This is a genomic window from Streptomyces spinoverrucosus (genome assembly GCF_015712165.1).
Lineage (GTDB): Bacteria > Actinomycetota > Actinomycetes > Streptomycetales > Streptomycetaceae > Streptomyces > Streptomyces spinoverrucosus_A.
On record NZ_JADPZX010000001.1, the window covers coordinates 5,678,097 to 5,703,505 of the forward strand.

General features: G+C 69.1%; 27 protein-coding genes and 1 tRNA gene. 9 read left to right on the plus strand and 19 right to left on the minus strand.

Features of this window, described 5'->3' with window-relative positions:
• Positions 1–11: 11 nt before the first annotated feature.
• Together I2W78_RS25825 and I2W78_RS25830 are read right to left on the minus strand one after the other, a co-directional pair.
• On the minus strand, positions 12–317 hold the full coding sequence (locus I2W78_RS25825) for a chaplin (RefSeq protein WP_196462655.1): 306 nt from the start codon (positions 315–317) through the stop codon (positions 12–14).
• A 101-nt stretch (positions 318–418) separates the two neighbouring features.
• On the minus strand, positions 419–817 hold the full coding sequence (locus tag I2W78_RS25830) for a winged helix-turn-helix transcriptional regulator (protein ID WP_196462656.1): 399 nt from the start codon (positions 815–817) through the stop codon (positions 419–421).
• Between the two features lie 103 nt (positions 818–920).
• On the opposite strand from I2W78_RS25830, the gene I2W78_RS25835 reads away from it, so the two are divergent.
• The gene (locus tag I2W78_RS25835; RefSeq protein WP_196462657.1) at positions 921–1,766 is read left to right on the plus strand and encodes an NAD(P)H-binding protein; all 846 of its coding nucleotides are present in this window, start codon (positions 921–923) and stop codon (positions 1,764–1,766) included.
• Positions 1,767–1,803: 37 nt separating this feature from the next.
• Here I2W78_RS25835 and I2W78_RS25840 read toward each other — a convergent pair whose 3' ends face one another.
• The 3 genes from I2W78_RS25840 to I2W78_RS25850 all read right to left on the minus strand — a co-directional run bounded on the left by I2W78_RS25840 (position 1,804) and on the right by I2W78_RS25850 (position 2,859).
• A complete protein-coding gene (locus tag I2W78_RS25840; protein WP_196462658.1) occupies positions 1,804–2,055 on the minus strand; it encodes a hypothetical protein in 252 nt (83 codons plus the stop codon).
• Positions 2,056–2,062: 7 nt separating this feature from the next.
• The gene (locus I2W78_RS25845) at positions 2,063–2,521 is read right to left on the minus strand and encodes a hypothetical protein (protein WP_196462659.1); all 459 of its coding nucleotides are present in this window, start codon (positions 2,519–2,521) and stop codon (positions 2,063–2,065) included.
• A 265-nt stretch (positions 2,522–2,786) separates the two neighbouring features.
• Positions 2,787–2,859, minus strand: a tRNA-Arg gene (locus tag I2W78_RS25850).
• Positions 2,860–3,181: 322 nt separating this feature from the next.
• Here I2W78_RS25850 and I2W78_RS25855 point away from each other — a divergent pair.
• From I2W78_RS25855 to I2W78_RS25870, 4 genes are all read left to right on the plus strand, one after another.
• On the plus strand, positions 3,182–4,789 hold the full coding sequence (locus I2W78_RS25855; protein WP_196462660.1) for a dynamin family protein: 1,608 nt from the start codon (positions 3,182–3,184) through the stop codon (positions 4,787–4,789).
• A 1,179-nt stretch (positions 4,790–5,968) separates the two neighbouring features.
• Entirely contained in the window at positions 5,969–7,726 is a 1,758-nt protein-coding gene (locus I2W78_RS25860) for a YfjP family GTPase (protein ID WP_307783781.1), read from the plus strand.
• 473 nt (positions 7,727–8,199) lie between these two features.
• Positions 8,200–8,688, plus strand: a complete 489-nt coding sequence (locus tag I2W78_RS25865; RefSeq protein WP_196462662.1) for a single-stranded DNA-binding protein — start codon at positions 8,200–8,202, stop codon at positions 8,686–8,688.
• A 258-nt stretch (positions 8,689–8,946) separates the two neighbouring features.
• The gene (locus tag I2W78_RS25870; RefSeq protein ID WP_196462663.1) at positions 8,947–10,356 is read left to right on the plus strand and encodes a Cys-Gln thioester bond-forming surface protein; all 1,410 of its coding nucleotides are present in this window, start codon (positions 8,947–8,949) and stop codon (positions 10,354–10,356) included.
• 274 nt (positions 10,357–10,630) lie between these two features.
• Here the strand turns inward: I2W78_RS25870 and I2W78_RS25875 are convergent, their stop codons facing one another.
• The 12 genes from I2W78_RS25875 to I2W78_RS25930 form a co-directional block, all read right to left on the minus strand.
• Complete coding sequence (locus tag I2W78_RS25875; RefSeq protein ID WP_196462664.1) at positions 10,631–11,893, minus strand: tyrosine-type recombinase/integrase; 1,263 nt, start codon at positions 11,891–11,893, stop codon at positions 10,631–10,633.
• Entirely contained in the window at positions 11,893–12,090 is a 198-nt protein-coding gene (locus I2W78_RS25880) for a helix-turn-helix transcriptional regulator (protein WP_196462665.1), read from the minus strand. Before I2W78_RS25880 ends, I2W78_RS25875 begins: the two co-directional genes overlap by 1 nt.
• 2 nt (positions 12,091–12,092) lie before the next feature.
• Entirely contained in the window at positions 12,093–13,469 is a 1,377-nt protein-coding gene (repSA, locus tag I2W78_RS25885) for a replication initiator protein RepSA (protein ID WP_196462666.1), read from the minus strand.
• On the minus strand, positions 13,462–13,647 hold the full coding sequence (locus tag I2W78_RS25890; protein WP_196462667.1) for a hypothetical protein: 186 nt from the start codon (positions 13,645–13,647) through the stop codon (positions 13,462–13,464). The genes repSA and I2W78_RS25890 overlap by 8 nt, the downstream gene beginning before the upstream one ends.
• Positions 13,648–13,732: 85 nt before the next feature.
• The gene (locus I2W78_RS25895) at positions 13,733–14,284 is read right to left on the minus strand and encodes a GGDEF domain-containing protein (RefSeq protein ID WP_196462668.1); all 552 of its coding nucleotides are present in this window, start codon (positions 14,282–14,284) and stop codon (positions 13,733–13,735) included.
• A 94-nt stretch (positions 14,285–14,378) separates the two neighbouring features.
• A complete protein-coding gene (locus tag I2W78_RS25900) occupies positions 14,379–14,696 on the minus strand; it encodes a SpdD-like protein (protein WP_196462669.1) in 318 nt (105 codons plus the stop codon).
• A gap of 20 nt (positions 14,697–14,716) precedes the next feature.
• Entirely contained in the window at positions 14,717–14,872 is a 156-nt protein-coding gene (locus I2W78_RS25905; RefSeq protein WP_196462670.1) for a hypothetical protein, read from the minus strand.
• Between the two features lie 14 nt (positions 14,873–14,886).
• A complete protein-coding gene (locus I2W78_RS25910) occupies positions 14,887–15,078 on the minus strand; it encodes a mobile element transfer protein (RefSeq protein ID WP_196462671.1) in 192 nt (63 codons plus the stop codon).
• A gap of 21 nt (positions 15,079–15,099) precedes the next feature.
• Positions 15,100–15,771, minus strand: a complete 672-nt coding sequence (locus I2W78_RS25915; RefSeq protein ID WP_196462672.1) for a DUF2637 domain-containing protein — start codon at positions 15,769–15,771, stop codon at positions 15,100–15,102.
• Positions 15,772–15,776: 5 nt separating this feature from the next.
• Positions 15,777–16,265 carry a hypothetical protein gene (locus I2W78_RS25920; protein WP_196462673.1) on the minus strand — a complete coding sequence of 163 codons (489 nt, stop codon included), beginning with the start codon at positions 16,263–16,265 and terminating at the stop codon, positions 15,777–15,779.
• An 85-nt stretch (positions 16,266–16,350) separates the two neighbouring features.
• Complete coding sequence (locus tag I2W78_RS25925) at positions 16,351–17,706, minus strand: FtsK/SpoIIIE domain-containing protein (protein ID WP_196462674.1); 1,356 nt, start codon at positions 17,704–17,706, stop codon at positions 16,351–16,353.
• 2 nt (positions 17,707–17,708) lie between these two features.
• The gene (locus I2W78_RS25930; protein WP_196462675.1) at positions 17,709–18,065 is read right to left on the minus strand and encodes an SCO3933 family regulatory protein; all 357 of its coding nucleotides are present in this window, start codon (positions 18,063–18,065) and stop codon (positions 17,709–17,711) included.
• 424 nt (positions 18,066–18,489) lie between these two features.
• Between I2W78_RS25930 and I2W78_RS25935 the strand changes: the two genes are divergently transcribed.
• The gene (locus I2W78_RS25935; RefSeq protein ID WP_196464716.1) at positions 18,490–19,533 is read left to right on the plus strand and encodes an XRE family transcriptional regulator; all 1,044 of its coding nucleotides are present in this window, start codon (positions 18,490–18,492) and stop codon (positions 19,531–19,533) included.
• Here I2W78_RS25935 and I2W78_RS25940 read toward each other — a convergent pair.
• Together I2W78_RS25940 and I2W78_RS25945 are read right to left on the minus strand one after the other, a co-directional pair.
• Positions 19,517–20,311, minus strand: a complete 795-nt coding sequence (locus I2W78_RS25940; RefSeq protein WP_196462676.1) for an NUDIX domain-containing protein — start codon at positions 20,309–20,311, stop codon at positions 19,517–19,519. The two genes, I2W78_RS25935 and I2W78_RS25940, sit on opposite strands and share 17 nt — an antisense overlap.
• Positions 20,312–21,344: 1,033 nt before the next feature.
• Entirely contained in the window at positions 21,345–22,286 is a 942-nt protein-coding gene (locus tag I2W78_RS25945) for a hypothetical protein (RefSeq protein ID WP_196462677.1), read from the minus strand.
• A gap of 342 nt (positions 22,287–22,628) precedes the next feature.
• Here I2W78_RS25945 and ettA point away from each other — a divergent pair, with 342 nt between their 5' ends.
• Genes ettA through I2W78_RS25960 form a run of 3 tightly spaced genes read left to right on the plus strand, consistent with a single transcriptional unit; the run spans position 22,629 to position 25,385 of the window.
• Positions 22,629–24,293 (plus strand): energy-dependent translational throttle protein EttA, encoded by a 1,665-nt coding sequence (gene ettA, locus I2W78_RS25950; RefSeq protein WP_196462678.1) that lies wholly within the window; start codon positions 22,629–22,631, stop codon positions 24,291–24,293.
• A 4-nt stretch (positions 24,294–24,297) separates the two neighbouring features.
• Positions 24,298–24,711 carry an acyl-CoA thioesterase gene (locus I2W78_RS25955; protein WP_196462679.1) on the plus strand — a complete coding sequence of 138 codons (414 nt, stop codon included), beginning with the start codon at positions 24,298–24,300 and terminating at the stop codon, positions 24,709–24,711.
• The gene (locus I2W78_RS25960) at positions 24,708–25,385 is read left to right on the plus strand and encodes a hypothetical protein (RefSeq protein ID WP_196462680.1); all 678 of its coding nucleotides are present in this window, start codon (positions 24,708–24,710) and stop codon (positions 25,383–25,385) included. The genes I2W78_RS25955 and I2W78_RS25960 overlap by 4 nt, the downstream gene beginning before the upstream one ends.
• Positions 25,386–25,409 lie beyond the last annotated feature (24 nt).

Below are 25,409 nucleotides of genomic sequence, written 5' to 3' on the forward strand. Positions count from 1 at the left end.
CGTACGGCGTCTCAGTTGCCGTAGGCGTTGACGACCTTGTCCTCGGCGGCCTTGTTCTTGTCGTCCTTGTCCTTACCGCCGTTGTTCTCGCAGCTGTTGCCGAAGGCCGGGTTCAGCAGGCCGACGATGTTGACGGTGTTCCCGCACACGTTGATCGGCACGTGGATCGGAATCTGGACGACGTTGCCGGACAGCACGCCGGGCGAGCCGACGGCCGCCGCCTCGGCACCCGTGTCCGCCATGGCCAGGCCGGCCCCGCTGAGGACCATGGCGCCCGTGCCGAGGGCGACACCGGCTGCCTTCGCGATGCGTGACATCACGTTCTCCTTAGTGACTCGGAAAGCGCGGCAGCAGGAGGTGCCGCCGACTTTCCGTTCAACGCGGGTGTCCTGGCGGGGTAACGGTGATCATCTGGGGATCACCCTTTTTGAACAGGCGCTTCGGCGTCGAACTCGCGGCGGGCCCGATCGACCTTGGGCAGGTTCTCGGCGGACCAGTGGGCGAGCGCGGCGAAGATCGGCGCGAGGCTGCGGCCGAGCTCGCTGATCTCGTACTCCACCCGGGGCGGCACCTCCGGGTGGTACGTGCGGATCACCAGGCCGTCGCGCTCCATCTGGCGCAGCCGCTGGGTGAGGACCTTCGGCGTGATGGTGCCGACGGTGCGCTGAAGCTCGACGAAGCGCTGCCGGCCGTACTCGTTGAGCGTCCACAGGATCGGCGTGGTCCACCGGCTGAACACGATGTCGAGCACGGGCGACACAGGACAGGCGAGCTCGGGCTCGACGCTTCGGCCGCGCTTGCCGGTGGTGTCGCTCACGGCGCCCTCCTGGGTAGTCACTTTCTTCTAGGTACCTACTATACGTGCGATGCTAGCGTCCCCGACGTCCTGGCAGAACCGTTTCGGACGTGGGGAGTCAGTCATGATCGTTGTCATCGGAGCCTCGGGAAACGTCGGCCGCCCGCTGGTGGCCGGGCTCGCGGCGCAGGGCCGGAAAACGACGGCCGTCACACGGGGCCGACTGCCCTACGCCCTTCCTGAGGGCGCCCGTCACATACGAGCGGACCTGGCGGCGCCCGAGAGCCTGCGGCCGGCGCTGGAGGGAGCGGAGGCCCTGTTCGTCCTCGTCGCCGGCGCGCTGCTGACCGGCGGCACACCGGCGGAGGACCTGTTGGGCATGGCGGAGGCCGCCGGCGTTCGGCGAGTGGTCCTCCTCTCCTCCCAGGTGACCGGCACTCGCCCGGAGGTCGCCTCGCACGCGCGGCTGCGGGAGTTCGAGGCGGCGGTACGGGCCTGGGGCGGGGAGTGGACGATCCTCCGCCCGGCGGGCTTCGCCTCGAACGCCTACGCCTGGGCCGAGACCGTCCGCGCCGACCGCACGGTGATCGCCCCGTTCGGCGACGTGGCGCTGCCGGTGGTGGATCCGGTGGACATCGCGGAGGTGGCGTCGGTGGTGCTGCGGGAGGACGGCCACGGGGGCCGGACGTACGAACTGACCGGCCCGACCGCGATCTCGCCTTGCCGGCAGGCCGAGGTGCTGGGGGAGGCGTTGGGGGCGCCGCTCCGCTTCATAGAACTGACACGCGAACAAGCCCGGGTAAGGATGGCGCAGTTCATGCCGGAGGCGGTGGTGGAGGGCACGCTCGACGTGCTGGGCGAGCCGCTACCGGCGGAGCGCCGGGTGAGCCCCGACGTGCGGTCTCTCCTGGGCCGCCCGGCGACCACCTTCGACGACTGGGCGGCACGCAACGTCAAGATCTTCGACTGACGGCTGCCCGCGCATCGCCCGCCTCACCTCACAATCCCTACATCCCTTCGGACTTCTTCGCCGCTCTCCTCGTCCCCCATGCCAGACACCCCCACCGGGCAACCGCGCCCACGGCGAGGGAAACGAGGATGGCTCCCCAGTCGATGATGTGCGGCAGACCTGGGAAGAAGGCGAAGACAGCAAGGGTGCCGACCAGACCCACGAAGAAGGCGGCACCCCCGACGGCCCGCCGCCGCGTCTCCCACGCCCTGTCGGGGCTCCGCCCCTGCCGCTGTCCCTGTTCGATCATGAACGGCTCACTTCGTGATGTGGTGGCACTGACTCACGCGGCGCACGCCGTTGACATAGAGGCGGGCGCATGCCTTTCCATAACGAGGCAAGGTCTGCGGAGGGTTGGTCCGCATGGGGTCGATCTTGCACTCGGCGTGCGTCCTGCCACGTGAGGTGCGATACGTGCGGTTGTTGGTGTCGGCGTATGTGAAGTCGATGCGCCAGTTGCAGAAGCCGGTGCCGAGTGCGGCGACGAAGGCGCAGCCGACACCAGCATTCTGGTAGGTGATCTTCCTGCCGTTTCCTCGGATGATGTGCGTGAGCATGCAACCGGTCGGGACCTTCACGGTCATGCCGCCCACGCTGTACTCGAAGGTGCGCACAGGAGTTGAGCCGATCGCCCCGGCGTGCGCACTCGCTGGTGTGCCGAGGATGACGGCTCCTGCGGCGGCCAATGCTGTGACGAGACGCCTGACGTTGCGCATGACCCGGGTGGCCCCTTCTGATGATCTCCTGATGAGTACCCGGAGTAACGCGTCCAGCGGACGCAGGTTGCAGGATCTCGGTCGGTTCACTGCCGTGAGCGATCAAGAAGTCTGGCGGCTGACGAGCAGGAACGTTCAGGGGTGCGAGGATTTGCGTGTGCCGTCCCAGGGCTGCTTGGGATCACGGCACTCCCTGCGCGCGGACCTCGATGCTCCGCGCTCGGGCCAGCAAAAAAGCCCTCCCGGCGGGGAGGGCGGAGACTTGCGCCCCCGGCAGGACTCGAACCTGCGGCCAAGCGCTTAGAAGGCGCCTGCTCTATCCACTGAGCTACGGGGGCCGGGTGTGTGGCCTCTGTCGTGGGTGCCCCGGGTGTGGGCTGATCCGTGACGTTGCCGGGGACAAGGATAGAGCTCCCGGATCCTTGACCCTGCTGCTTCGCCTCCGTGGCTCGATGTGGAGGTTCGGTGAAGCGGTCCTGATAATCGCAGGCAGGTACGAATCGTGCATCGCTTTTGACGCCTCACGCGCCGGGTGTTGTGCACTCGTTATGCCTGGACTGTGTCCGTGTCCCAGTCGCCCCTTCCGTCCCTTGTGTTCTATCGGCGCGCAGACATGCTCATATGCTTCAGATATCCCATAAAATTGGGCATTCTTCGCATGTGGTGACCTTGGACGTACGGCCTCAGCTGCTCGACGCACTTTCCGCCCTGCGCGACCGCGTCGCCGCCGCACGCTTCCCGCTGCCCCTGGCGGGGGCCCCACGCGCGCGTGCCAACCGCGACGAACTACTCGCCCAGCTCGACGACTACTTGGTGCCCCGCCTGAGAGAGCCTGAAGCGCCCTTGCTGGCGGTCGTGGGCGGCTCCACGGGCGCCGGCAAGTCGACCCTCGTCAACTCCCTCGTCGGCCGCCGAGTGAGCGAGGCCGGCGTCCTGCGGCCCACGACCCGGACGCCTGTCCTGGTCTGCCACCCGGAGGATCATCACTGGTTCAGCGGCATGCGCGTCCTGCCCGACCTCACGCGCGTGTGGATGCCCCACCGCGAGCCCGACGACGATCTGCTGGGCCCCGGCGAGAACCCCGCGCGCGTGCTGCGGATCGAGGCCGCCGAGACCCTGCCGCCGGGCCTCGCCCTCCTCGACGCGCCCGACATCGACTCCTTGGTCGCCGACAACCGCACCCTCGCCGCCGAGCTGATCTGTGCCGCCGACATCTGGATCATGGTCACCACGGCCGCTCGGTACGCCGACGCCGTCCCCTGGCACCTGCTGCGCGCCGCCAAGGAGTACGACGCCACGCTGATCACGGTCCTCGACCGGGTCCCCCACCAGGTCGTCTCCGAGGTCTCCCGGCAGTACGGCGCCCTGCTCACCAAGGCCGGCCTCGGCGACGTGCCCCGCTTCACCGTGCCCGAACTGCCCGAGTCCGCCTGGGGCGGCGGGCTGCTGCCGGCCACCGCCGTCGCGCCGCTGCGCACCTGGCTCGCCCAGCAGACCCAGGACCGCGGCGCCCGCCAGCACGCCATGGCCCGTACGGCGCACGGCGTCCTCAACTCGCTCAAGTCCCGGATGCCCGAACTGGCCAGCGCCGCCGCAGCCCAGTACGCCGCCGCCCTCCGGCTCACCTCCGCCGTCGACCTCGCCTACGACAACGAGCACGCGCGCGTAAAGGGGCGCCTGCAGTCCGGTGCCGTGCTCGCCGGGGACGCCCTGAAACGCTGGCGGGCCTTTCCGCTCGACTGCACTGCCGGGGAACTCCTCGACGCCCTCGTGGAGAGCCTCAGCGCGCTCCTGCTGTGTGCCGTCACCGCCGCCGACGAGCGCGTCGACGATTCCTGGCGCCGCGAACCGGCGGCGCGTGCCCCGGAGCTCGTGGACCGCGACGCGTCCCTGGAGAACGCCGAGCACCGCATCGGGATGGCGGTACGGCGGTGGCGGCGCGAGGTCGAGGAGTACGCCGAGGACGAGGTACGCGGCCTCGACCGGGGCGCCGCGCAGGACCCCGAGGTGATCGCCGCCCTGGTCGCCACCGCGCTGCTGGGCGGCCGTCGAGCCCGCTCCGCGGGTGAGGGGCTCGCCGAGCGGATCGGCGCGCACGGGGCGCTGCGGCTGCGCGACCGCGGCGGGCGGCTGCTCACCGAGTACGTGAACCGGGTCATGCACAACGAACGCGAGCGCCGCCTCGCGCCCCTCGACGCCCTCGACGTCCATCCCGAACCGCAGGCCGAACTCATCGCCGCGTTGTCCGTACTGCAGAAGGAGAGGTGACCGGTGACTGCCGTCACTGACCAGGACCGCACGGAACACGCCGATCCCGAGCAACCGGAGAAGCTGGAGGGGCCTGAAAGGTTGAAAGCGTCAGAAGGGGTCGAGGGGGTTGGGGGGATCAGAGGGGCTGAACAGTCATACGGGGTCCAAGGTTCTGAAGAGGCAGAGGTGGCAGAGGAGGCGCAAGAGGGGGAAAAGGAAGAGGTAGAAGGGTCGGAGGGGGCGGCCGCGGAGGACGAGCGCGCCGAGGGGTGCGGGGAGGGGCGCGAGGAGGGGCCTGACACCGAGGGCGGTGACTCCGAGGGGCATTGTCCTGACCCTGAAGGGCGTACTCGTGGGGGCGGTGAATCTGAGGGGCGTACTCCTGGGGGCAGTGACCCTTGGGGGCGTACTCCTGGGGACAGTGCCCCCGAGAGGCGGACTCCTGAGGGCAATGCCCCTTGGGGGCGTACTCCCGAGGGCAGTGCCCCTGAGACGCGTACTCCTGAGGGCGGCGATTTTGAGCGGCCTGGCCCTGAGGACAGTGACTCCGAGCGGCTTGGCCCTGAGGGCGTTGACTCCGAGGGACCTACTCCAGAGGACGGTGACTCCGAGGACAGTGACTTCGAGGGGCGTACTCCTGAGGAGCCTGACGCTGCGGATTGTGATCCTGTGGAGAGCGATTCCGGAAACGGTGCCCATGGGGATGATTCTGGAAAGGAGTCTCCCAAGGGAGGCGATTCCGAAAGCGGTCCCTCTGAGGTGTGTGTCGATTCCGGAAACTGGTCAAAGGGTTCCACCGGGGAGGACTGCGACTCGGGGGAAAGCGCTTCTGCCGCCAGAAAGGACTCCCCCTGGAGGGCGGATTGGGCGAGTGGCGCCTTCAGGCGTCCCTGGAAGGCGTTGCGTAAGGCTGCAGAGCCGGGGACGGAGGAGTCCGGGGCCGGGGCATTCAGGGCGGGGGAGCAACGGGGCGCCGCATCGGGGGAGAACCAGGGGCACGCGCGCGTGAGAGACGGCTCACGCCTGAATGGCGTCCCCCGCCGAGAGAACGGGCCCCGCCGCGAAGAGGACCTTCGCCGCCAGGACACCCCCCGCCGCGAAGAGGACCTTCGCCGCCAAGACGCTCCTCGCCGCCAAGACGCTCCTCGCCGCGAGGAAGACCCTCGCCGCCAGGACGGCCCGCGACGCGACGGCCCCTTGGGTCGCACCGGCGCCTCCCGCCGCGACGTCCCCTCCCGCCGCAAGGAGTCCGAAGAGGCCTGGGACGACGGGCTGATCGCGCGTCGGGTGACCGAGACGACCGGCGGTGAGCAGGCCGCCGTAATGGAGACCAGGCCGACTGGGCCGCAGACCGTGATGCCGCTGTCGTACGACGGCCCGTTGCGGTCGCGCCTGGACGCCCTGCGCGAACTCGTGGGGCTGTCGCGCACCCGGCTCGACAGCGTGACTCTCGCCGAGGCGGGCCGGGTGCTCGACGAGGCGGCGGCGCGGCGCAAGCTCTCCGGGCTGCACACCGTCGTCGCCATCGCGGGCGCGACCGGCAGCGGCAAGTCGCAGCTGTTCAACGCGCTGGCCGGGGTGGCCATCTCGGAGACGGGCGTACGTCGGCCCACCACGGCCGCGCCCATCGCGTGCAGTTGGAGCGACGGTGCGGCGAGCCTCATCGACCGGCTCGGCATCCCGGGGCGGTTGCGCCGGCGCCCGTTGCAGAGCCCGGAGGCGGAGGCTCAGCTGCAAGGACTGGTCCTGGTGGACCTGCCCGACCTCGACTCCGCCGCCGTACAGCATCGCGAGCAGGCCGAGCGGCTGCTGGATCTCGTGGACGCGATCATCTGGGTGGTGGATCCGGAGAAGTACGCCGACGCCGTCCTCCACGAGCGTTATCTGCGGCCCATGGCCGGGCACGCGGAGATCATGATCGTCGTCCTGAATCAGGTCGACCGGCTCCCCGGGGAGGCGGCCGACCAGGTGCTCGACGATCTGCGGCGGCTGCTCGACGAGGACGGGATCGCCCTGGGGGAGCACGGCGAACCGGGCGCGGCCGTGCTCGCGCTGTCCGCGCTCACCGGGGAGGGCATCGGGGATCTGCGCGAGGTGCTTGGCCAGTTCGTGGCGGAGCGGGGCGCCGCTGCCCGTCGTATCTCCGCCGATCTCGATGCCGCCGCGGCGCGGCTGTGGCCCGTCTACGCAACCCGGAGGCGCACGGGACTCAGTGAGCAGGCGCGCGACGAGTTCTCCGCGCGGCTGGCGGACGCCGTGGGCGCCACCGCCGCCGGTGAGGCCGCCGAACGGGCCTGGCTGCGCAACGCCAACCGGGCGTGCGGGACGCCCTGGTTGCGATTGTGGCGGTGGTACCTGGACCGGCGCGAACCTCCCACGGGACGACTGCAGTTGCGTGCGCATGCCGACGAGCAGGCCACCGCGCGGCAGAAGGTCGAACAGGCGGTGCGTACGGTGGCCGACCGGGCGTCGGCCGGGCTGCCCGCGCCGTGGGCGCAGGCCGTGCGGGAGGCGGCCGCGCGCGGGTCCCATGGGTTGCCCGAGGCGCTCGACGAGCTGACGGCGCGGGCCGGGTTGCCGCCAGGACGCCCGCCGCGGCCGGGCTGGTGGCCCGCGGCCGTGCTCGTGCAGGTGTCCATGACGATGCTCCAGGTCGTCGGCGGGCTGTGGCTGGTGGGACAGATCGTCGGGGTGATGTCACCGAATCTCGGGGTGCCGGTACTGCTGATGGTGTCCGGGATCGTCGGCGGCCCGCTCGTGGAGTGGAGCTGCAAACTGGCGGCGCGGGGGCCGGCCCGGCGGTACGGGCTGGAGGCGGAGCGGCGATTGCGGGAGGCGGCGGCCGGGTGCGGGCGGGCACGGGTGCTCGATCCGGTGGCGGCTGAGCTGCTGCGGTACCGGGAGGTTCGGGAGCAGTACGGGCGGGTTCTGCGGACGGGGGCAGGGGTGAGGTAGGGCGCCGGGCCTTTGGCCCACTGGCATCTTGGCTTGTCTCTGGTCAACTTGACTTGCCCCGGGCGTCTCGGCCTGTCCGCGGGTACCTCGGCTTGTCCGCGGGTGTCGCAGTGTGTCCGCGGGTACCTCGGCCCGTCCGCAGGTGTCTCGGCGTGTCCCCGAGCATCTCCGCTTACCTCGGGTCATCTCGCCTTGTCCCCGGGCATCTCGGTGCGCTGTCCGGTCGTGTTCTCCCTTCCTCCCCCGAACGGGTGGCGGAGTTTTCCACAGGCCCAGGGGTCGTCCACAGCGCTCAGCGGGCTCGGCTCGGCGGAGGCAGTCTGGCTTTGCGGCGATCGCGACGGACGCGGTCGTCACGGCGGTGGCGGTACGCGAACGATCGCGGCCGCCGCCGGCAGACGCAGCCGTACGGGACGGGCCCGTACGCGTGTCCGCCCGGTGCGAGCGGCCGGGCGGGGGAGGGATACGACGAGATGAACGAGACGATGGTGTGCGCGGTGGGCAACGTGGCGACGCAGCCGGTCTACCGGGAGTTGGCGGCCGGGCCGTCGGCACGGTTCCGGCTGGCGGTGACCTCTCGGTACTGGGACCGGGAGAAGAACACCTGGACGGACGGGCACACCAACTTCTTCACGGTGTGGGCCAATCGGCAGCTCGCCACCAACGCGGCCGCCTCCCTGGGAGTGGGCGATCCCGTCATCGTGCAGGGCCGGTTGAAGGTGCGGACGGACGTGCGCGAGGGGCAGAGCTGGACGTCGGCCGACATCGATGCCGTGGCGATCGGTCACGATCTGGCGCGAGGCACCTCGGCGTTCCGGCGCGCGAACGCCAAGGGCGAGACGGTGGCGGCAGGTTCACCTCAGCAGCCCGAGCCGGTGTGGGAGACGCCCGCCGGTGAGTCGGAGGAGAGCACGGCCGACACCGAGTCCCAACGGGGGTCAGTGGTTGCGGCGGTGACGTGACGTCGGAGGACAAGGCTGCCCGAACTGCGGCTTATCGATGAATGCGTTCCCGGACGACCCTGGTGGATTTGTCGATAAGCCCTGTTCGCAGGGGGTCTCGGCGATAACGATTCCGAGTCGGATCCCCGGTCCGACGGGATCACTGGGAAGCCTGGTGCGCCCGCATCCCTAGGATGCCGAGCGTGGCCCTCGTGGCTTGAGATTCTGCTGGTGGGACCGTCCCCCCATGTCAACGGGTCCTGCTCGAAGGGGAATTCTGTGTTTTCTTCGTTCTCCGCACTGTCCGTGTGCGGGCGAGGGGCTGCCCGCCTCGCCGCTGTCACGCTGGCGTCCGGGCTCGCCGTCGGCGGTGTGCTCGCGACGGGCGGCCCTGCCGTCGCCGACACCGCCCCTGCGCACACCCAGGGCGGAGCGACCGCCACCATAGGCGGCCTGAAGACGTACGGCACGGCGGTGGTGCACTCCGCCGAGGGCGACCTGGAGATCTCGGCGGGCCTGTTCGAGATGTCCGTCGAGGGCGGCGGCATGCTGCAGACCTACTGTGTGGACATCCACAACCCCACGCAGAAGGACGCCAAGTACCACGAGACGCCCTGGAGCGGCACCTCCCTGGGCGCCAACAAGGACGCCGGCCGCATCCGCTGGATCCTGCAGAACTCCTACCCGCAGGTGAACGACCTGGCCTCGCTGGCGAAGAAGGCGGGCGTACGGGGCGGGCTCAGCGAGCAGGACGCGGCGGCCGGTACGCAGGTGGCCATCTGGCGCTACTCGGACGGGGTGGACGTCGACGCCGTCGACCCGGAGGCCGAGAAGCTCGCGGACTATCTGGAGAAGAGCGCCCGTGAGGTGGCGGAGCCCGAGGCGTCGCTGACCCTCGACCCGCCCGCGCTCTCCGGCCACCCCGGTGGGCTGCTCGGTCCGGTGACCGTGCACACCAACGCGGAGAGCGTCACGGTGACCCCGCCGGCCGACGCCGCGACGAGCGGGGTGCGGATCGTCGGCAAGGACGGCAGGAGCATCACCACCGCGCGGAACGGCAGCGAGCTGTTCTTCGAGGTGCCGGCGGACACCGCGGACGGCTCCGCCGAGCTGACGGTGCAGGCGTCGACCACCGTGCCGGTCGGCCGCGCTTTCGCCTCCGAGACCAGAAGCCAGACGCAGATCCTGGCCGGCTCCAGCGAGTCCACGGTCACGGCGACGGCGAGCGCGACCTGGGCGGAGACGGGCGCGATACCCGCCCTGTCCGCGGCGGAGAACTGCGCCGAGGGCGGCGTGGACATCACCGCGGTCAACGAGGGCGACGAGGTGTTCACCTTCGAGCTGATGGGCACCGAGCACACCATCGCGGCCGGTGACACCCGCACGGTGCCCATCCCGCTCCAGGAGGACCAGGCCTACGACTTCACGATCACCGGCCCCGGCGGCTACGAGAAGCGCTTCACCGGCGTCCTCGACTGCCGTACCCAGGCCGACGCGGCCTCCGAGGCCGGCGAGTCCACCCAGATCCTCACCCAGCCGAGCCCGGCCACGATCGGCAGCACCTCCGCCGACGTCAACCTGGCCGCCACCGGCAGCTCCGACGCGACCCCGTTGATCGCGGGCGTTGCCATCGGCCTGGTGGTGATCGGTGGCGCGGCACTGATCGTGGTCCGCAAGAAGAAGTCGTAGCGCCACGGAAGCCGCCATCCGCGACCGTCGGCGCAGGACCGGGGAGTCCCCGAGCCTTGACATCTCAACAGTGAGTGCCCGTCCGGTCACTCCCCGCCCCCGACGACCCCTCGCGCCCACCCCCACCGCCCCGGGTCGCCCCCGCCCCCACCGGGGCGGCCACCAGGCGGTTTCCTCCGGTGGCCGGCCATGCGGCAAGATGGGGTGTTACTTGCCGCGAGAGGGTATGAAAAAGGCCCCTCACCAGCGGTTTTCTCGCCGATGAGGGGCCGTGTCAGGCGGCTTGGGCCGTCCCTGGGCCGTCGTGGGCGTGACCGGCGGCCCGGTACATCGCGGAGATTGCTTTCCGGGTCCGGGTCTCGCTGGACGGCATGAGGTGCGTGTAGACGCGGAGCGTGAACCCCGGGTCGCTGTGGCCGAGGTAGAGGCTCAGAGCCTTGATGCTTTCCCCGGCGTCCAGGAGGACCGAGGCGTAGAAGTGGCGTAGGGCGTGCATGCCGTGCTGACGGGCGGCGGCATAACGCTCGCCCTTCTCCGGGGTCGGGATGATGCCGGCGGATGCGAGCGCAGGCTTCCACGCCCGGTCGTTGAAGGCCTGGCTCCAGATGGCTGCGCCGATGTCGCTCGTGAACAGCAGACGATGCGTGACCTTGGGGCCGGTCGGAGTCAGCCAGGGCAAGGTCACCTCGACGGGCGGGAAACGCTCCATGTGCTCACGGAGCGCCGCCGACACCTCTGGGTCGAGGGGAACGTCACGGAACTTGCCGCGCTTGGGCGGGGCGAAGACGAGCGTGCCGCGAACCTTCTTGACCTGCTGGCGGACGTAGAGCCAGCCTAGATCGCCGATGTTGTCGACGGCCAGGCCGAAGATCTCACCCTGTCGCAGCCCGCAACCGGCGCCCAGGTCAACCATGGCCCGGTAGCGCTCGGGGAGGCCAGTGCGTACGGCGAAGACCTGCTCTGCTGACCACGGATGGACACGCGACGGCGCGGGGCGAGGTGCCTTGACCGATCGGGCCCGGCACGGGTTCGAGGCCAAGAGACGGTCATCTACAGCCGCGTTCAACACGGAGGAGACGGCGTCGAAGATAAGGCGCCGGTACTGAGCCGACGACACCACGTCCTCGAGCTGACGGCTCCAGTCGCGGATGTGCTCGGGTTGGAACGAGCCGATCGGCCGTGTGCCGAGGTACGGCAGGGCGTGGAGGCGCAACCGGCCTTCCACTGCTGCACGGCTGGTGAGGTCGGTCGTGAGGGCGGCCAGCCAGCGATCGGTGTACTCGCGGAAGGTGACCCGCGCTGCTTTCGGGTCGATGTACTGCCCGCGCGCCATGTCGGCTTCTATGTTGGTCAGCCAGGCGTCGGCCAAGCGCTTCTGCTTGTCGGGGAAGCTCTTCGACTTCTCTGTGCCGTCCGGGCCGATGTAGCGGGCCCGATAGCGCATTCCCATGCCGTGGCGGTCGGTCTTGACCTTGCGGGTTTTACCTTCCGGGCCGACCTCGGTCCGATACCAACGGTCCTGGATGTGGCCAGCCATCAGGCAGCCTCCCCGATCTGAGAATCCACCCAGGCCCGCACGTCGTTCGGGTCGAAGCGGAGATGCCGGCCGACGCGGAAGCCGCGGGGACCTGTGCGCTTACGGCGCCATTGGTAGACCGTCTCGACGCTGGGCAGCTCGAACATCGCGACCAGGTCCTCAGGGGTCAGGAACCGGTGGGGCAGCTCTGAGGCCATGGTCAGCACTTCCCTTCGTCCGTGAGTTGGTCGCGTAGGGCTTCGCGGGCGGTTTCGCGGTTGAGCTGGAGGTCGCGGGCGATGGTGGCGGCGAGGGCCGATTCGCCGGGGGTGTGGCCGTGTCCGGCGTACTGCCAGTCGGCGAGGATCAGGACGGTGTCTGGCTCGATGTCCTCCAGGCCGAGGGCGGCGGCCTCTTGGGCGGCGCGGTAGTCGGCGCGTTCCTGGCGGAGGGCGCCGAGGGTGGTGGAGTAGCGGCGGGACTTGGAGGAGAAGTGGCCGCGGAAACCGAGCATGTGTGCCCAGGCCCATAGGCGGCGGTCTGGGTAGAGGGGGTCGAGCTGCTTGCAGGCCTCGATGAGGCGGCGGGTGTGGTCGGGGACCTGGTGGCGGTCGAGTTCGGCGAGTTCGCCGATCCGGCGGTCCAGGGTGCCGGTGTTCTCGGCGGCCTTGGTGGCGTACTTGGCGACGTAGGAGGCGACGGCCTGTTCGGTGATGTCGGAGCCGTCACCGAAAGCCTTGACGGGGCGGATGTCGAGTTGGGTGCCCCAGCGGAAGGTGCGGGCCGGTTGGTCGTCGGCGGCCGGGACGGAGACCGACGTGTAGGAGTGCGCTGCAGCTGCACGGGTCGCGTCGGCGAGGAGGTCGACCGTCGCCCAGGACGGCGGGGCGGTGTCCGGTCCCTCGGGTCCGTCGATGCGGATCACGGCATGGAAGTGCACGGCACCGCGCTTCTGGAACTCGGCGACCTTGCCGTACGACAGCCGGGCGCACTCCTTCAGCTCTCGTTGGGTGATGCCGGCGCGGGCGGCGATCTCGCGGCGGAGCCGGTTGGCGAAGCGCTGCCAGAGCTGTCCGGCGTGGTTGTTGAACAGGACGGCGCCCGCGTAGTCGTAGGTGACAGGGTCCAAGGCGGTGCCCAGGACGGGGTCATCGGCTGCGTGGCGGGTGCCGCAGCGGCAGACGCCCCGGTCGGGCCGGTTGTGGACCGGGCCGAACGAGGGGGCGGTGAGGGTGGCGAAGACGCGTGGGTGGTCGCGGACAGTGGCGGGGATGTCGCGTCGGTCGTCCCCGGCGAGCCCGGCGCGGATGAGGTGGTAGGTGTCGCCCGCGTAGGTCCAGGCGCAGGCCGGGCAGCGCGAGGCCCGGCGGTTGCCGCAGGCGACGCGGAGACGGCCGCCCGGCTCGTTCTCGGTGGAGTAGTGGTGCAGGGTCTCGCCGGTCGTCTTGTCCTTGTGGAGGACCCAGCCGGTCAGGTGGATGGGGTCGGCGCAGCCGCCGGTGCGGCGGATCTGGTCTTCCCAGCGGGTGTAGTCGGGGGCCGAGGCCACCCTCAGCAGGTCGCCGAGGGTGGCCGGGTCGAGGAGCAGGTCAGGCACGGGCGCCCTCCCGGCTGTGGCGGGCGGGGACGGTTCCCAGGCCGTGGCAGGTCGGGCAGTGCGCGGTGATGGTGCGCAGGTGGCCGCAGGTGTCGCGGCTGCCGAGGGTGATGGCGGCGGAGGCGAAGCCGTCGCAGTTCGGGCAGATCCTCGGCGGGGGCGTGGTGTGCTGGGTCATGCTGGTGGTTCCTTTCGATTGCGGTTGGAAGGAACGGCCCCGGGTGGCGGCGTGCTTGGCGGCTTGTGCGCCACCCGGCGGCCGGTCAGCGAGAGGTGCGCGAGCCCCGGCGGCTGCGGCCCTTGGCGGCGTACATGGCCGCGTCAGCGGCGGCGAGCGCCTCAGTAAGGGCCCGCACCGGGAGTTCGGAGACGGCACAGACGCCGACCGAGGCGGCCAGCGGCAGCGACTTCCCGTCGAAGTGCAGGGGCTGGTGCAGTGCGGTGGTGAGGGCGTCGAGGTCCGCGGCGGCCAGGTCCTGGAGGACGGCGACGAATTCGTCTCCGCCCAGGCGTCCGGCGGTGCCGTGGCGGCCGCACCAGGCCCGGAGCCGGTCGGCGGTGGCGGTGAGGGCTGCGTCCCCGGCGGCGTGGCCGTGGGTGTCGTTGAGTGTCTTGAAGTGGTCGAGGTCGACCAGGAGCACGGCGGCGTGCGGGTGCCGGCGGATGCAGTGTTCGGCGCGGGCGGTCCATCCGGCGCGGGTGTGCAGTCCGGTGAGCGGGTCGCGGCGGGCGGAGGCGAGGCGGTGGGTGAGGATGCCTCCGTGCACGGCCCAGCCGAGTAACGGCACGATGCTGGCGGCTATGTGCAGATCCACGGTGTTCTCCCTTTCGCGGTGGCGGTTGGCTGGCGGAGCGCGTGTCCCGGTGGCGGCGGCGTGCTTGGCGGCTTGTGCGACGCCCCAGGACCGTTCAGCGGCGCTTGGCCTCGGAGGCGAGGAGCGAGCGCAGGACGACGGCGCAGACGGCGACCGAGACGGCCGTGACGGCGACCGCCAGGAGCATCGAGACCAGGACGGCGCCGACGACCAGGACCACGGCGGTTCCGCCGCCGACGAGGGCGAGAGCGGTGCCGGGGGTGAGCTGGACGACGGGCCGGGACGGCACCGGAGCCACCGGGACGGTGGGCGGGGTGTGGGCGGCCGGGACGATCGCGGTCGGCTCGACGACAACGGGCGGCGTGACGCGGCCTGTGGGTGTGGGGTTGGTCGGGATCTTGGGGCGGAGCATGGCTGATCTCCCTTCCCGGGCTACTTGATGAAGGTGTTGATGGCGGGGGCGAGGACGCTGTCGGCGAGGAGGAAGCCGCCGAGGAGGAGGACGACGATGAACCAGGCGGGCGGGCGGATGAGCTTGACCCCGAGCCAGCCGACGACGAGCAGGGCGAGCCAGAGCGGAACTTCCACGGGCGGTGGCCTCCTCAGCGGACCTTGCAGCGGTGGGTGCGGGCGGCGAGCTGGGCGGCGGACTGGCTGGAGTAGTCGGCGGACCAGCCGCAGCGGTCGGCGCTGCACACGGCCGCGTGCTTGGTTCGGCCGTTGCGGTCGCGGTGGGTGCCGATCTGCACGGGGCCGATCCGCATCACGGAGTGGAAGTGGTCGCGGGCGGTCATGACGGTGGTTCTCCTTTCTGCTCAGGTGAGTTGGGCGGCGATGGCGTCGGCGAGGTGGGGCGGGACGCCAAGGCGGGCGCGCAGGGTGTCGGTGTCGATCCGGTTGCCGGTGCGGGCGTGGTGGTCGGCGGCGACCTTGCGGGCGTGGTCGACCAGCGCGGCCGGGACGGGGACCGCAGGAGCGGTGGGAACCGGTGCGGGATCGGCGGCCGGAAGGGACGGGGTGGCGTCGATGGCCGGGACCGGTTCAGGCTCCGCCTCTGATGCGGGGACCAGCTCGTGATCCGGCTCGGTGGTTGGGGCTGCGGGTGCCGGCGGATCCGGCGCCCGGTCTCCGGGCGAGTGGGCGAGGAGGGTGCCGCCCATGAAGGCGAGTGCGGGCCAGGCGGCGACGAGGATGCGCAGCCAGTCCGGGACGTCGCCCAGGTCGAGGAGTCCAGCGGTTGCGACGTTGGCGCCGAGCGAGGCGACCAGGGCGATCACGAACCAGCACCAAGCCAGCCGAGACGGCCCGTCGGTACGGAGTCGGCGCCAGGCGGCGACCAGGAGCAGGTCGACCGAGACCGGGTAGGCCCAGGCCTTCCAGCCGTCCTGTCCGGCAGCGGCGGCCAGGTCGTGCAGGTGGGCGAAGGACAGCGCCCCGGCGATGACGGCCTGGACCAGGACGGCGTCGATGCGCAGTCGAGAGGCCATCACTGTCACCGCGCAACGAGTCGGCCGTTGGCCACGGTGATGGCCTTCAGGACCCGGTCGAGGTTGGTCGCGTCCAGACCGCTGACAGCGTCACCGAGCGGGATGCGGGCGACGGTGTCGGCGAGGGACGCGGCGATGGAGAGGATGCGCAGTTCCCCGCCGGAGGCGGGCAGTTCCTTCGCGGTCAGCGCCTCGACGACCTTGAGCCAGTTGATGCCGTAGGGCTTGGGAGCGGGTCCGGAGTAGTCGATCAGCAGCAGGCCGGGCCGCTCGGCGAGACGCTTGATCCACAGTCCGTGGTCGGCCAGGAGGCCGATCGCGGCCCGCAGGTTCGGGGAGCCGTCCGCCATGGTCTGCAGGGCGTCGGCCAGCTCGGCCGGGTCGATCGTCACGGTCACGGTGCCGTTGTCGGCGTCGTACCAGGGGCAGTCTCGTTCGTCGTGGTCAACACCCGTTTCGTCGCCGTCGATGTCGCCGCAGTATTCGCAGAACACGAGGGGACTCCTTCCTGTTCGAGGCATGGAGGGGGTAGGGACCTGGCGCGAAGGCGGTCGCGCCGACCGAGGAAGCGGGGGAGGGTCAGGCGGTGGCGGTTGCTGTCTTGGACAGCGACACCCGGGCCGAGGGCAACGAGGCAGCCGCGGGCCGGAAGGGGGCCAGGGCGGGCAGGTCCGGGGTGCGGTCGGCGTGCTTGTTGCAGATGTTCACGGCCTGGCGCAGCGAGGTGTGCGGGGCGCGGATGCGGTGCCAGCCACCGGTGGAGTCGCCTGCGATGGCCACCCCGCGTGTCTCGGCCGGGATCTGGATCGCGGCCAGGACGGCATCCGGCGAGATGTCACCGAAGGCCATGTTCGCCGAGGTTTCGTCGTTGACGCGGTGCGCGGTGCGGCCGGTGAGCTGGGCACGGAGCATGGTGATGCCCTTGCCGAGTTCGGAGCCGAAGCGCTGCCCGCAGATCTCCAGGTAGATGCCGGCCGCGCGGCCGAGCTGAGCGAGCCGCACCAGGGCCGTGATGATGCGGTCCCGGCGCTTCTCCTCCTCCTTCGTGGCGAACAGGGCCAGTTCGGCGACCTCGTCGACCAGGACCACCACGGGGACGGGCCGCAGCTCCTCTGGCAGGTCCCAGATATCGGCCGCGATCTCCGCGTCCGGGACGGCGACGCTGATGCGCTGCTCGGCGCGGATGAGTTGGTACACCTCCTGCATGTACGTCACGAGTGCTTCGAGTAGGTCGAGTGCCGTGTCGGGGGTGTCGGCCAGGGCGGAGAACCGGCGGGCCAGGGGGAAGAGTTCGACGCCCTGCTTGCAGTCGATGCCGACCAGGGCGACATGGTGCGAGGCGAGCCCGGCGACCAGGTTGCGCTGGTAGACGGACTTGCCGGACTCCGTGGCGCCGAGGGTCAGGCCGTGCGGGACGGCGCGGTAGTCGCGGTAGTGCACCGAGCCGTCCTCCCGCAGCGCGACGGGAACCCGCATCGGCGCACGGTCCACGTTGGCGGGCATCTGTACCCGCGCGAGCACGTCGTAGCCGGTCATCCGCAGCTCAACGACGCCGGAGCGGACCTCACGGGAGGTCACGCCGTACATCGAGAAGGAGTGCCGCAGCCGGTCCGTGGCGGCCGCCACGTCGAAGGCATCCTGCCCCGGCTGCAGCTTCAGCCGCAGGACAAGCCCGGTCCGGGTCGGCCGCAGCCGCAGGATGCGCGGCGCACGGGACTCCGGCACCGGCCGGTTCGTCATCCGGGCCAGCGCCAGGCGCCAGCGCGGGGGCGGCACGGTCAGGCCGCATGCGTCCATGACCGAGGCGTACCGGACCAGGACCCGCACCGCGGCGACGGTGACCCCGAAGGTCAGCCAGTACCAGGCGGGGCGCCGCCACCGCAGGAGACCCGCAGCGGCGACGACCACAACCACGGCGACCATGAACCACGTCATGATCAGGCCGCCTTCGACGCCGAGCCCGTGGCTGCCAGCGAGGTGACGGCGACCGCGCGGAAGGCGATGCCGTGCCGCTTCTGGCCGTTGAACTCGTTCTCCCACGGCCGGGCGATCAGCCCGGTCAGCGCCACCGAGGTACCCATGACCAGGTCACCGGAGATGCCGGTCTCGGGAACGGTGACGGACAGGATCTCGACTTCGTCGTTGGCCGCGAACATCACGTCCACGGTCATCAGCTTCGCGCCGGTCTCGGCGTCCGTGGCGATCTCGCCGGTACGGCGGTCCTTGACCTTGGGCTGTGGGGGCTTGGCGACCATCACGGTCGCGGCGGACGTGTCGACGGGAATCTGACGCATGATGGAACTCCCTTTCAGGGGCGGGAGCGGCGTACTTGCTTGGCGGTGGGTCGCCGCTCCTGTGCGTTGACGGAGGTCGCAGCAAAGCTGCGGACGTTCGGCGCTTCCAACTGGTGCGCACCAGAAGGTTGCATCTGGTGCGCACCAGTTGTCAAGCGGTGCCATCTGTTCGGCGTCTCAACTCGCCTGACATCGACACGTCTAGAGAAGCGGGCAGGCCAACTCACCGGTAGCCAACAGGGGTTAACAGCCGACCGGTTAACCCCTGCCGACCTGCGGTGATGTGAGGCATGCTGCTGTTACGGCTCAACACCCCTACGCAGGGCGGCACTACGAGATGAGTGGACTCAAAGCAGCAAGGACGGCGCGGGAATGGTCCCAGGAGCGTTTGGTCCGGGAGATCGAACGTTACGCGCGCCAGCACATGGTCACCGTCGCGTCAACGGCGAGCCTGCGAGTCTACGTCTCGGAGTGGGAGAACGGCAGACGGACGATCTCCAGCCACTACGCGAAGATCCTTCGCGCGCTCCTAGGGATTACGGACGACGAACTGAGCGGCCAACCCCAGTCAGTGCCGGCACTCGTTGCGGCCGACGGGTACGACGAACTCATGAGCCGGATCGACGCAGCTCGCAACGTCAGCATGACCATGGTCAAGACGTTCATGGATCAAACGGAGCTGCTCCGGACCATGGACCGGCAGATGGGCGCCGCCAGTCTGGTCGACCAGATGACCGCCCACCTCGGGACCCTGGAAGACGCGCTCACCTTCGCGGTGCTTCCGGACACGCGCCGTCCCGTCGCACGGGCACTGGCCGGAGCGGCGACGCTGGCCGCCTGGCAAGCCCTCGACGTGGGGGCAGTGGAACGAGCCTGGCGTCACTACGAGCTGGGCAAGCGGGCAGCCCAAGAGGCCGAAGAACCGATGTACCTCGCACACGCCACGGCAGAACAGGCGTACGTCCTCTGTGATGCCGGACGCGCTGACATGGCCGTGCAACTGGTGCGAGACGCACAGAGGCTCGGTGGCAAAGCCATGTCCCCGCGGCTGACAGCGTGGCTGTACGCAGCTGAGGCCGAGATCTGTGCCCGAGCCGGTCTTCACGACGAGTGCCGGCGAGCACTGGAACATGCGGTGCGGCACCTGCCGACCGGGGAGGAGGCCCGCGACCCCGACATGCTGAGCATCTTCCTCAACGAAGGGCACCTGGCGAGGTGGCGCGGCAACGCACTCGCGCTGATAGGCGACGACGACGCGGTGGGCAGCCTGTACACGGCCCTCGAAACCGCCGATCCCACGTTCATCAGGGCATCGGCAGGACTGCGCTGCGATCTCGCGGAGGCACACCTGGCACGCGGTGAGTACGACCAGGCGCACGAGCACCTGCGACAGGCCCGGTTGGTGGCCAGCCGAACCGGCTCAGTACGTCACCGGCGCCGCATCGAGCAGCTCACCCAGCGGTTGTAGGCGAAGCCCCGGCGCCGCGCGACGCAAGCACGTGCAGGAGGGCAACGAGGGTGCCCGAACCCATGAGTTCGCCACGAGCCATCAGGCCGGGGATGTCGGAGAGGGGCACCCAGGCGATGTGCCCGGCCTCTTCCAAGTCCGTCGGCTCGCCGACGAGCTTGGCACCCTGGCCCACGAAGATCTCGTGCGGTGAATCGACCATGCCGACCATCGGCTGATAGGTGACCACGTGTTGCAGGGAGTTCGGCCGCCAGCCGGTCTCTTCCTCGACCTCACGCATGGCCGTCTGCAAGGGATCTTCACCCTCGTCGACGATGCCGCCAGGCAGCTCCCAGCCGAAGGAGTCGGGGACGAAGCGGTACCGCCACATCATGAGCACGCGGTCCTGGTCGTCGATGACGGCAGCGACGGCCACGTGGTGCAGTCGTACGACGTGATGCTCGAAGCGGTCGACCCCAGGCGGTTCGAGGTCGACGAGACTCAGCGTCACCCACCGGTTGTCATACAGGGTGCGCTCACCGTGGATCTGCCAGGCCTCGACATCCGCCGGCGCTTCCGTAGTCACGGACCGATCGGGCACGCGATAGGAGCTGCGGTTGTGGACCTCGACGACGCCCTCGGCTACGAGCCTGGCCAGCACCTGGCGCAGAGCGGTACGGCCGATGCCCAGGTCTTCCGACAAGGTCCGCTCGGACGGGAGCTTGGAACCTGGCGAGTACTTGCCCCCCGCGATCCACTCACGAATCGTGCGGTAGACCCGCTCCGACTTGGGTCCCATCCCCTGAGCACGCTCCTCGCCGCCTCTTGCACTGGTCGGCACAAGCGTAGCTACAACCTACTCACGTGAGTAGACACGGAAGGGACGGCCAGCAGCCAGCAGAGCGCGGTACAACTTTCCCTACATTGATCAAGGCCCGCGCACGGCGCGGGCGCGCGCCGCCTCTGCGGCGCGGCCTGCCTCCTGCCTTCGTCCCGGCTGGCCGCGCCCGGCGGCGCGCTGCGTGCATGCGGGCGGAGGTAGGAAAACCCCCTCTGTGGCTGGGGCCGGTCGGCTCCACGGCTTTAGGCAGCCAATTTGGCGCGAGCCTCGAAGATCATGGCCCAAAATCGGGCACTAACGGGCAGGCTCACAAACCTGCCCGATCCGCTGGCTAGCGTAATGGGCCATGATCACTCGCGCCAAATCAGCTCCAGCCCAAAGCCGTTCCGCCGACCTCTGGGCTTTGTGGCAGGCCTTAGGGCTCCCTGTTCCGAAACTGTAAGGCAGGTGACCTCTCCGGCTGGAGGGAATCCCGATCTGAGACGCCAATCAGCATATTGAAAAGCCACACCAGTCTGATAGACCTTGCCGCGCCTAGGGTCAATAGGAATTCTGTGAGCCACCCGGTGTATCCCGCTGCTTTTGCCCGGTCGAGCACTAAGAGCAGCAGGCATCCCGCCGAAATGAGCAGCATGCCGGTGAGGATGCTTGACCAGTTCCTTCTCAGACTGCTGCCGAAGCGCCTACGCAATTCACGCATATCTCGGCCGTGCGAACTTGCATATTGCGCTATTGCGGCTGTCCCAAATCCGCCCACGAGTGCAGACACTGAGGCGGCCGTGGTGTATAAATCCTTCCGTCGATCGGCTGTCAATCCATCTATGGCGCCTGGCCATGAAGCCCAGTGGGTGATACCAAAGTGGCCACCCACGACCATCACAGCTAGGACCCAATCAAGGCCAGGTACTTCGCTCCATGCGTCCTTAAGTCGACGCAACGCAGAACTAAAGTGCGACACGGCATCACCCCCCCAACGTGGAGGTGACCGACTCTACTGGCCGGCACCGACAGCGGCCTTGAGGTCGCGCCGCTTCTCCTGAGCTACCTCCATGATTGCGGCCACGCTCGCCTCGTAGCGGGGGCGCCCATCAGCATGACTGACCTCAACGCGGCACTTGGCCGTGATGTGATGCTTGATGAAGTCCAGAGGCTCGTCGCTCGCCTCGCCTTCGTCTCCGGGAAGGGTCACCAACGCCTGAGCCCTGTCCACGCCGGTCGGGCCCTCTAGATATCCCAGCTCTGACATCAGAGATTGGATGTCGCTTTGCAGTCTTCGTTGGCCGCGCAGTCTGGCTACCGGACCAGGCCCTCCCCTTTTGGGAATTTCGAGTTTGAGAGTGATCCGGTGGTCGGGGTACCTAGAGTCACCTAGCCGCACGAAGCTGGCTAGCCCTTCGCCGTCTGGTGGGGCGATTGCCGGGCTCGGCCTGTAGCTGAACTCGAAGCTATGTACAGCTTCTGCCTTTTCTAGCTTTTCCCATACGTTGTTCGCTATGACCGGCCAAAGTGCGATCTCGTCGTTCGTGATCTGGCAGGAATTCAGCCAACGCTGAATGGCGGCTGCTCTTGGGGATCCCGGCTTCCCTTGAAGGACCCCAATGATGTTTCCGTACTCCAAGAATGACACGGTCGTAGTGTCAATCGTCCCCTTGTTTCCTTCGAGGCGAATGTCCTCGATGTGTCCGTGATCAAGGTCGACCGTTTGAAGTTCGCTGGCGCCAATCCTGCCCACCAAGAGATGAAGGCGTCCGTCTGCTCTTACTGCCTGCCCGATAAAGCTGTCACTCCGATGTGTCGAAATGCGATCGGCGGCAGGTGTCCTCTCTAAGTTTTCAAGGAATACTTGCCAGTCCGTTTCTTGCATTCGCGCATTCAGTGAATCTTTAGCGCGCACTATTTCGAAGAAAGCGACAGTCCCCAGACGGGTAGCCATGGTCCCCCCACGCCCGTGTGTGCTGACTAGATGGAAGAGCAAGCGTCCACGCGGTGATCGTGATGCGCAAGGGGGGCGTGAGTCACGAAGGGGCGCACTACCGGAGCACATGACCCGTCAAGGCTGAGTCGTGACATGATCGTCGCCGGGCCGTCTCTGGGCCGTCCGAGGCCCCCCGAGGCCGACCAACGGCGACCGACAGTGACAGGCGAGCCAGAGTAGCCAGCAGCGAAACCGCAGGTCAGGGGCACCGGACCATACGCGTTTCCGCACAGGGGTGGCCGTACGGCAAGATGGGGTGTATCTGCCCACTGCCAGATTCAAGCTGCCGGACGGTTTCTCTTGGCTGAGTTCATTTACACCATGCGCAAGGCGCGCAAGGCGCACGGCGACAAGGTGATTCTCGACGACGTCACCCTGAACTTCCTTCCGGGTGCCAAGATCGGCGTCGTCGGTCCGAACGGCGCCGGTAAGTCCACCGTCCTCAAGATCATGGCCGGTCTTGAGCAGCCGTCGAACGGTGACGCGTTCCTGTCGCCCGGGTACAGCGTCGGCATCCTGCTGCAGGAGCCGCCGCTGAACGATGAGAAGACGGTCCTGGAGAACGTCCAGGAGGGCGTCGCCGAGATCAAGGGCAAGCTCGACCGCTTCAACGAGATCGCCGAGCAGATGGCGACCGACTACTCGGACGCGCTGCTGGAGGAGATGGGCAAGCTCCAGGAGGAGCTGGACCACGCCAACGCCTGGGACCTCGACGCCCAGCTGGAGCAGGCCATGGACGCCCTCGGCTGCCCGCCCGGCGACTGGCCCGTCACCACCCTCTCCGGTGGTGAGCGCCGCCGCGTCGCGCTGTGCAAGCTGCTGCTCGAGGCGCCCGATCTGCTGCTGCTCGACGAGCCCACCAACCACCTCGACGCCGAGTCCGTGAACTGGCTGGAGCAGCACCTGGCCAAGTACCCGGGCACCATCGTCGCCGTCACCCACGACCGGTACTTCCTCGACAACGTCGCCGGGTGGATCTGCGAGGTCGACCGCGGCCGGCTGCACGGCTACGAGGGCAACTACTCCAAGTACCTGGAGACCAAGGCCTCCCGTCTCAAGGTCGAGGGCCAGAAGGACGCCAAGCGGCAGAAGCGGCTCAAGGAAGAGCTCGAGTGGGTCCGCTCCAACGCCAAGGGACGGCAGGCCAAGTCCAAGGCGCGTCTGGCCCGCTACGAGGAGATGGCGGCCGAGGCCGACAAGATGCGGAAGCTGGACTTCGAGGAGATCCAGATCCCGCCGGGCCCGCGTCTGGGCAATGTCGTCGTCGAGATCAACAACCTCAGCAAGGGCTTCGGCGACAAGCTCCTCATCGACGACCTCAGCTTCACCCTGCCGCGCAACGGCATCGTCGGCGTGATCGGCCCGAACGGTGCCGGTAAGACGACCCTGTTCAAGATGATCCAGGGCCTGGAGCAGCCCGACTCCGGCTCGATCAAGGTCGGCGAGACCGTCAAGATCTCGTACGTCGACCAGAGCCGCGAGAACATCGACCCGAAGAAGACGCTGTGGGCCGTCGTCTCCGACGAGCTGGACTACATCAACGTCGGCCAGGTCGAGATGCCGTCCCGCGCCTACGTGTCCGCCTTCGGGTTCAAGGGGCCGGACCAGCAGAAGCCGGCCGGTGTGCTCTCCGGCGGTGAGCGCAACCGCCTCAACCTGGCGCTCACCCTCAAGCAGGGCGGCAACCTGCTGCTCCTCGACGAGCCGACCAACGACCTCGACGTCGAGACCCTCTCCAGCCTGGAGAACGCGCTGCTGGAGTTCCCCGGCTGCGCCGTGGTCGTCTCCCACGACCGCTGGTTCCTCGACCGCGTCGCCACGCACATCCTCGCCTACGAGGGTGACTCCAAGTGGTTCTGGTTCGAGGGCAACTTCGAGTCGTACGAGAAGAACAAGATCGAGCGACTGGGGCCGGACGCCGCCCGTCCGCACCGCGCCACCTACAAGAAGCTGACCCGGGGCTGATCTCTTGCGGCACATCTACCGCTGCCCACTGCGCTGGGCGGACATGGACGCGTACGGCCACGTCAACAACGTGGTGTTCCTCCGGTACCTGGAGGAAGCCCGTGTCAACTTCCTGTTCCGCCCGGACAAGAACTTCAAGCAGGGGTCCGTGGTGGCACGCCATGAGATCGACTACAAGCGGCAGCTCGTCCATCGGCACACGCCCGTGGACATCGAGCTGTGGGTCACGGAGATCAGGGCCGCCTCCTTCACCCTCGCCTACGAGGTGAAGGACGGCGACCAGATCTACGTCCGGGCCTCGACGGTGATAGTGCCGTTCGACTTCGAGGCCGAGCGGCCACGCCGGATCACCGAAGAGGAACGGGAGTTCCTCCAGGAGTATCTGGACGACGACAAGGAGGAGGCCGTCGCCGCATGACGGTGCTCCACCTCGCCGACGAGGGGGAGGCGGCGGACCTCGCGGCCTTCCTCTCCCGGCTGCTGCACTACGACCGTTCAGCCGCCGTGCGCCTGCAGGCGGCGGGCACCGCGCTCGCCGTCTTCGGCCGGCCGCCGTCCTTCGAGGTGCTGGCGATCCGGGCGGTACGACTGGCCAAGCCGTTCGAGAACGGGCTCGACGTCACCCTCGACGTGACCGTGTCAGCCGGTGAGCTCCTGGAGTCCGTGGACGAGAACGCGGCCACGGCGGCCGTTCCCGGAGCGGTGACCGGACCACCCTGGGCAGGGGTGCTGCCGCCGCGTGGCGGCTGGCGGCCGGAGAGGGGAATGCCGGCGACGGATGTCCTGCGGGCGATGGTCGCCGCGGCGGTGGCGGAGTTCCGGTCCCGTACGGAGGAACTGCCGCCGGAGGGCCGTACACGCGCCGAACTCGACCGGATCGGGCGCGAGATCTGGTCCCGGACGGTCGGGGACACCGACCTTCCGGTGCGGGCCGTGCACGCGGCGCAGTCCCTGGGATTCCTGCGGTCGGCCGCCGGGACGGAGGAGCTCGGGCTGTTCTCGTCGGGCGCCTGGCTACGGCTGCGCACACCGTACGGGTCGATCGCCGTGCGGCGGGCGGGACTTGGGACGCTGGGCGTCAGCGTGCGCTGACGCCCGTCACCGGCGGGCCGGGGC

Bases quoted from the DNA above. Each gene is read 5' to 3' on its own strand.
- I2W78_RS25825 (WP_196462655.1), bottom strand. From the start codon at position 317: ATGTCACGCATCGCGAAGGCAGCCGGTGTCGCCCTCGGCACGGGCGCC.
- I2W78_RS25835 (WP_196462657.1), top strand. From the start codon at position 921: ATGATCGTTGTCATCGGAGCCTCGGGAAACGTCGGCCGCCCGCTGGTG.
- I2W78_RS25840 (WP_196462658.1), bottom strand. From the start codon at position 2,055: ATGATCGAACAGGGACAGCGGCAGGGGCGGAGCCCCGACAGGGCGTGG.
- I2W78_RS25845 (WP_196462659.1), bottom strand. From the start codon at position 2,521: ATGCGCAACGTCAGGCGTCTCGTCACAGCATTGGCCGCCGCAGGAGCC.
- I2W78_RS25865 (WP_196462662.1), top strand. From the start codon at position 8,200: ATGAACGAGACGATGGTGTGCGCGGTGGGCAACGTGGCGACGCAGCCG.
- I2W78_RS25875 (WP_196462664.1), bottom strand. From the start codon at position 11,893: ATGGCTGGCCACATCCAGGACCGTTGGTATCGGACCGAGGTCGGCCCG.
- I2W78_RS25880 (WP_196462665.1), bottom strand. From the start codon at position 12,090: ATGGCCTCAGAGCTGCCCCACCGGTTCCTGACCCCTGAGGACCTGGTC.
- I2W78_RS25890 (WP_196462667.1), bottom strand. From the start codon at position 13,647: ATGACCCAGCACACCACGCCCCCGCCGAGGATCTGCCCGAACTGCGAC.
- I2W78_RS25900 (WP_196462669.1), bottom strand. From the start codon at position 14,696: ATGCTCCGCCCCAAGATCCCGACCAACCCCACACCCACAGGCCGCGTC.
- I2W78_RS25910 (WP_196462671.1), bottom strand. From the start codon at position 15,078: ATGACCGCCCGCGACCACTTCCACTCCGTGATGCGGATCGGCCCCGTG.
- I2W78_RS25915 (WP_196462672.1), bottom strand. From the start codon at position 15,771: ATGGCCTCTCGACTGCGCATCGACGCCGTCCTGGTCCAGGCCGTCATC.
- I2W78_RS25925 (WP_196462674.1), bottom strand. From the start codon at position 17,706: ATGACGTGGTTCATGGTCGCCGTGGTTGTGGTCGTCGCCGCTGCGGGT.
- I2W78_RS25930 (WP_196462675.1), bottom strand. From the start codon at position 18,065: ATGCGTCAGATTCCCGTCGACACGTCCGCCGCGACCGTGATGGTCGCC.
- I2W78_RS25935 (WP_196464716.1), top strand. From the start codon at position 18,490: ATGGTCACCGTCGCGTCAACGGCGAGCCTGCGAGTCTACGTCTCGGAG.
- I2W78_RS25940 (WP_196462676.1), bottom strand. From the start codon at position 20,311: ATGGGACCCAAGTCGGAGCGGGTCTACCGCACGATTCGTGAGTGGATC.
- I2W78_RS25945 (WP_196462677.1), bottom strand. From the start codon at position 22,286: ATGGCTACCCGTCTGGGGACTGTCGCTTTCTTCGAAATAGTGCGCGCT.
- I2W78_RS25960 (WP_196462680.1), top strand. From the start codon at position 24,708: ATGACGGTGCTCCACCTCGCCGACGAGGGGGAGGCGGCGGACCTCGCG.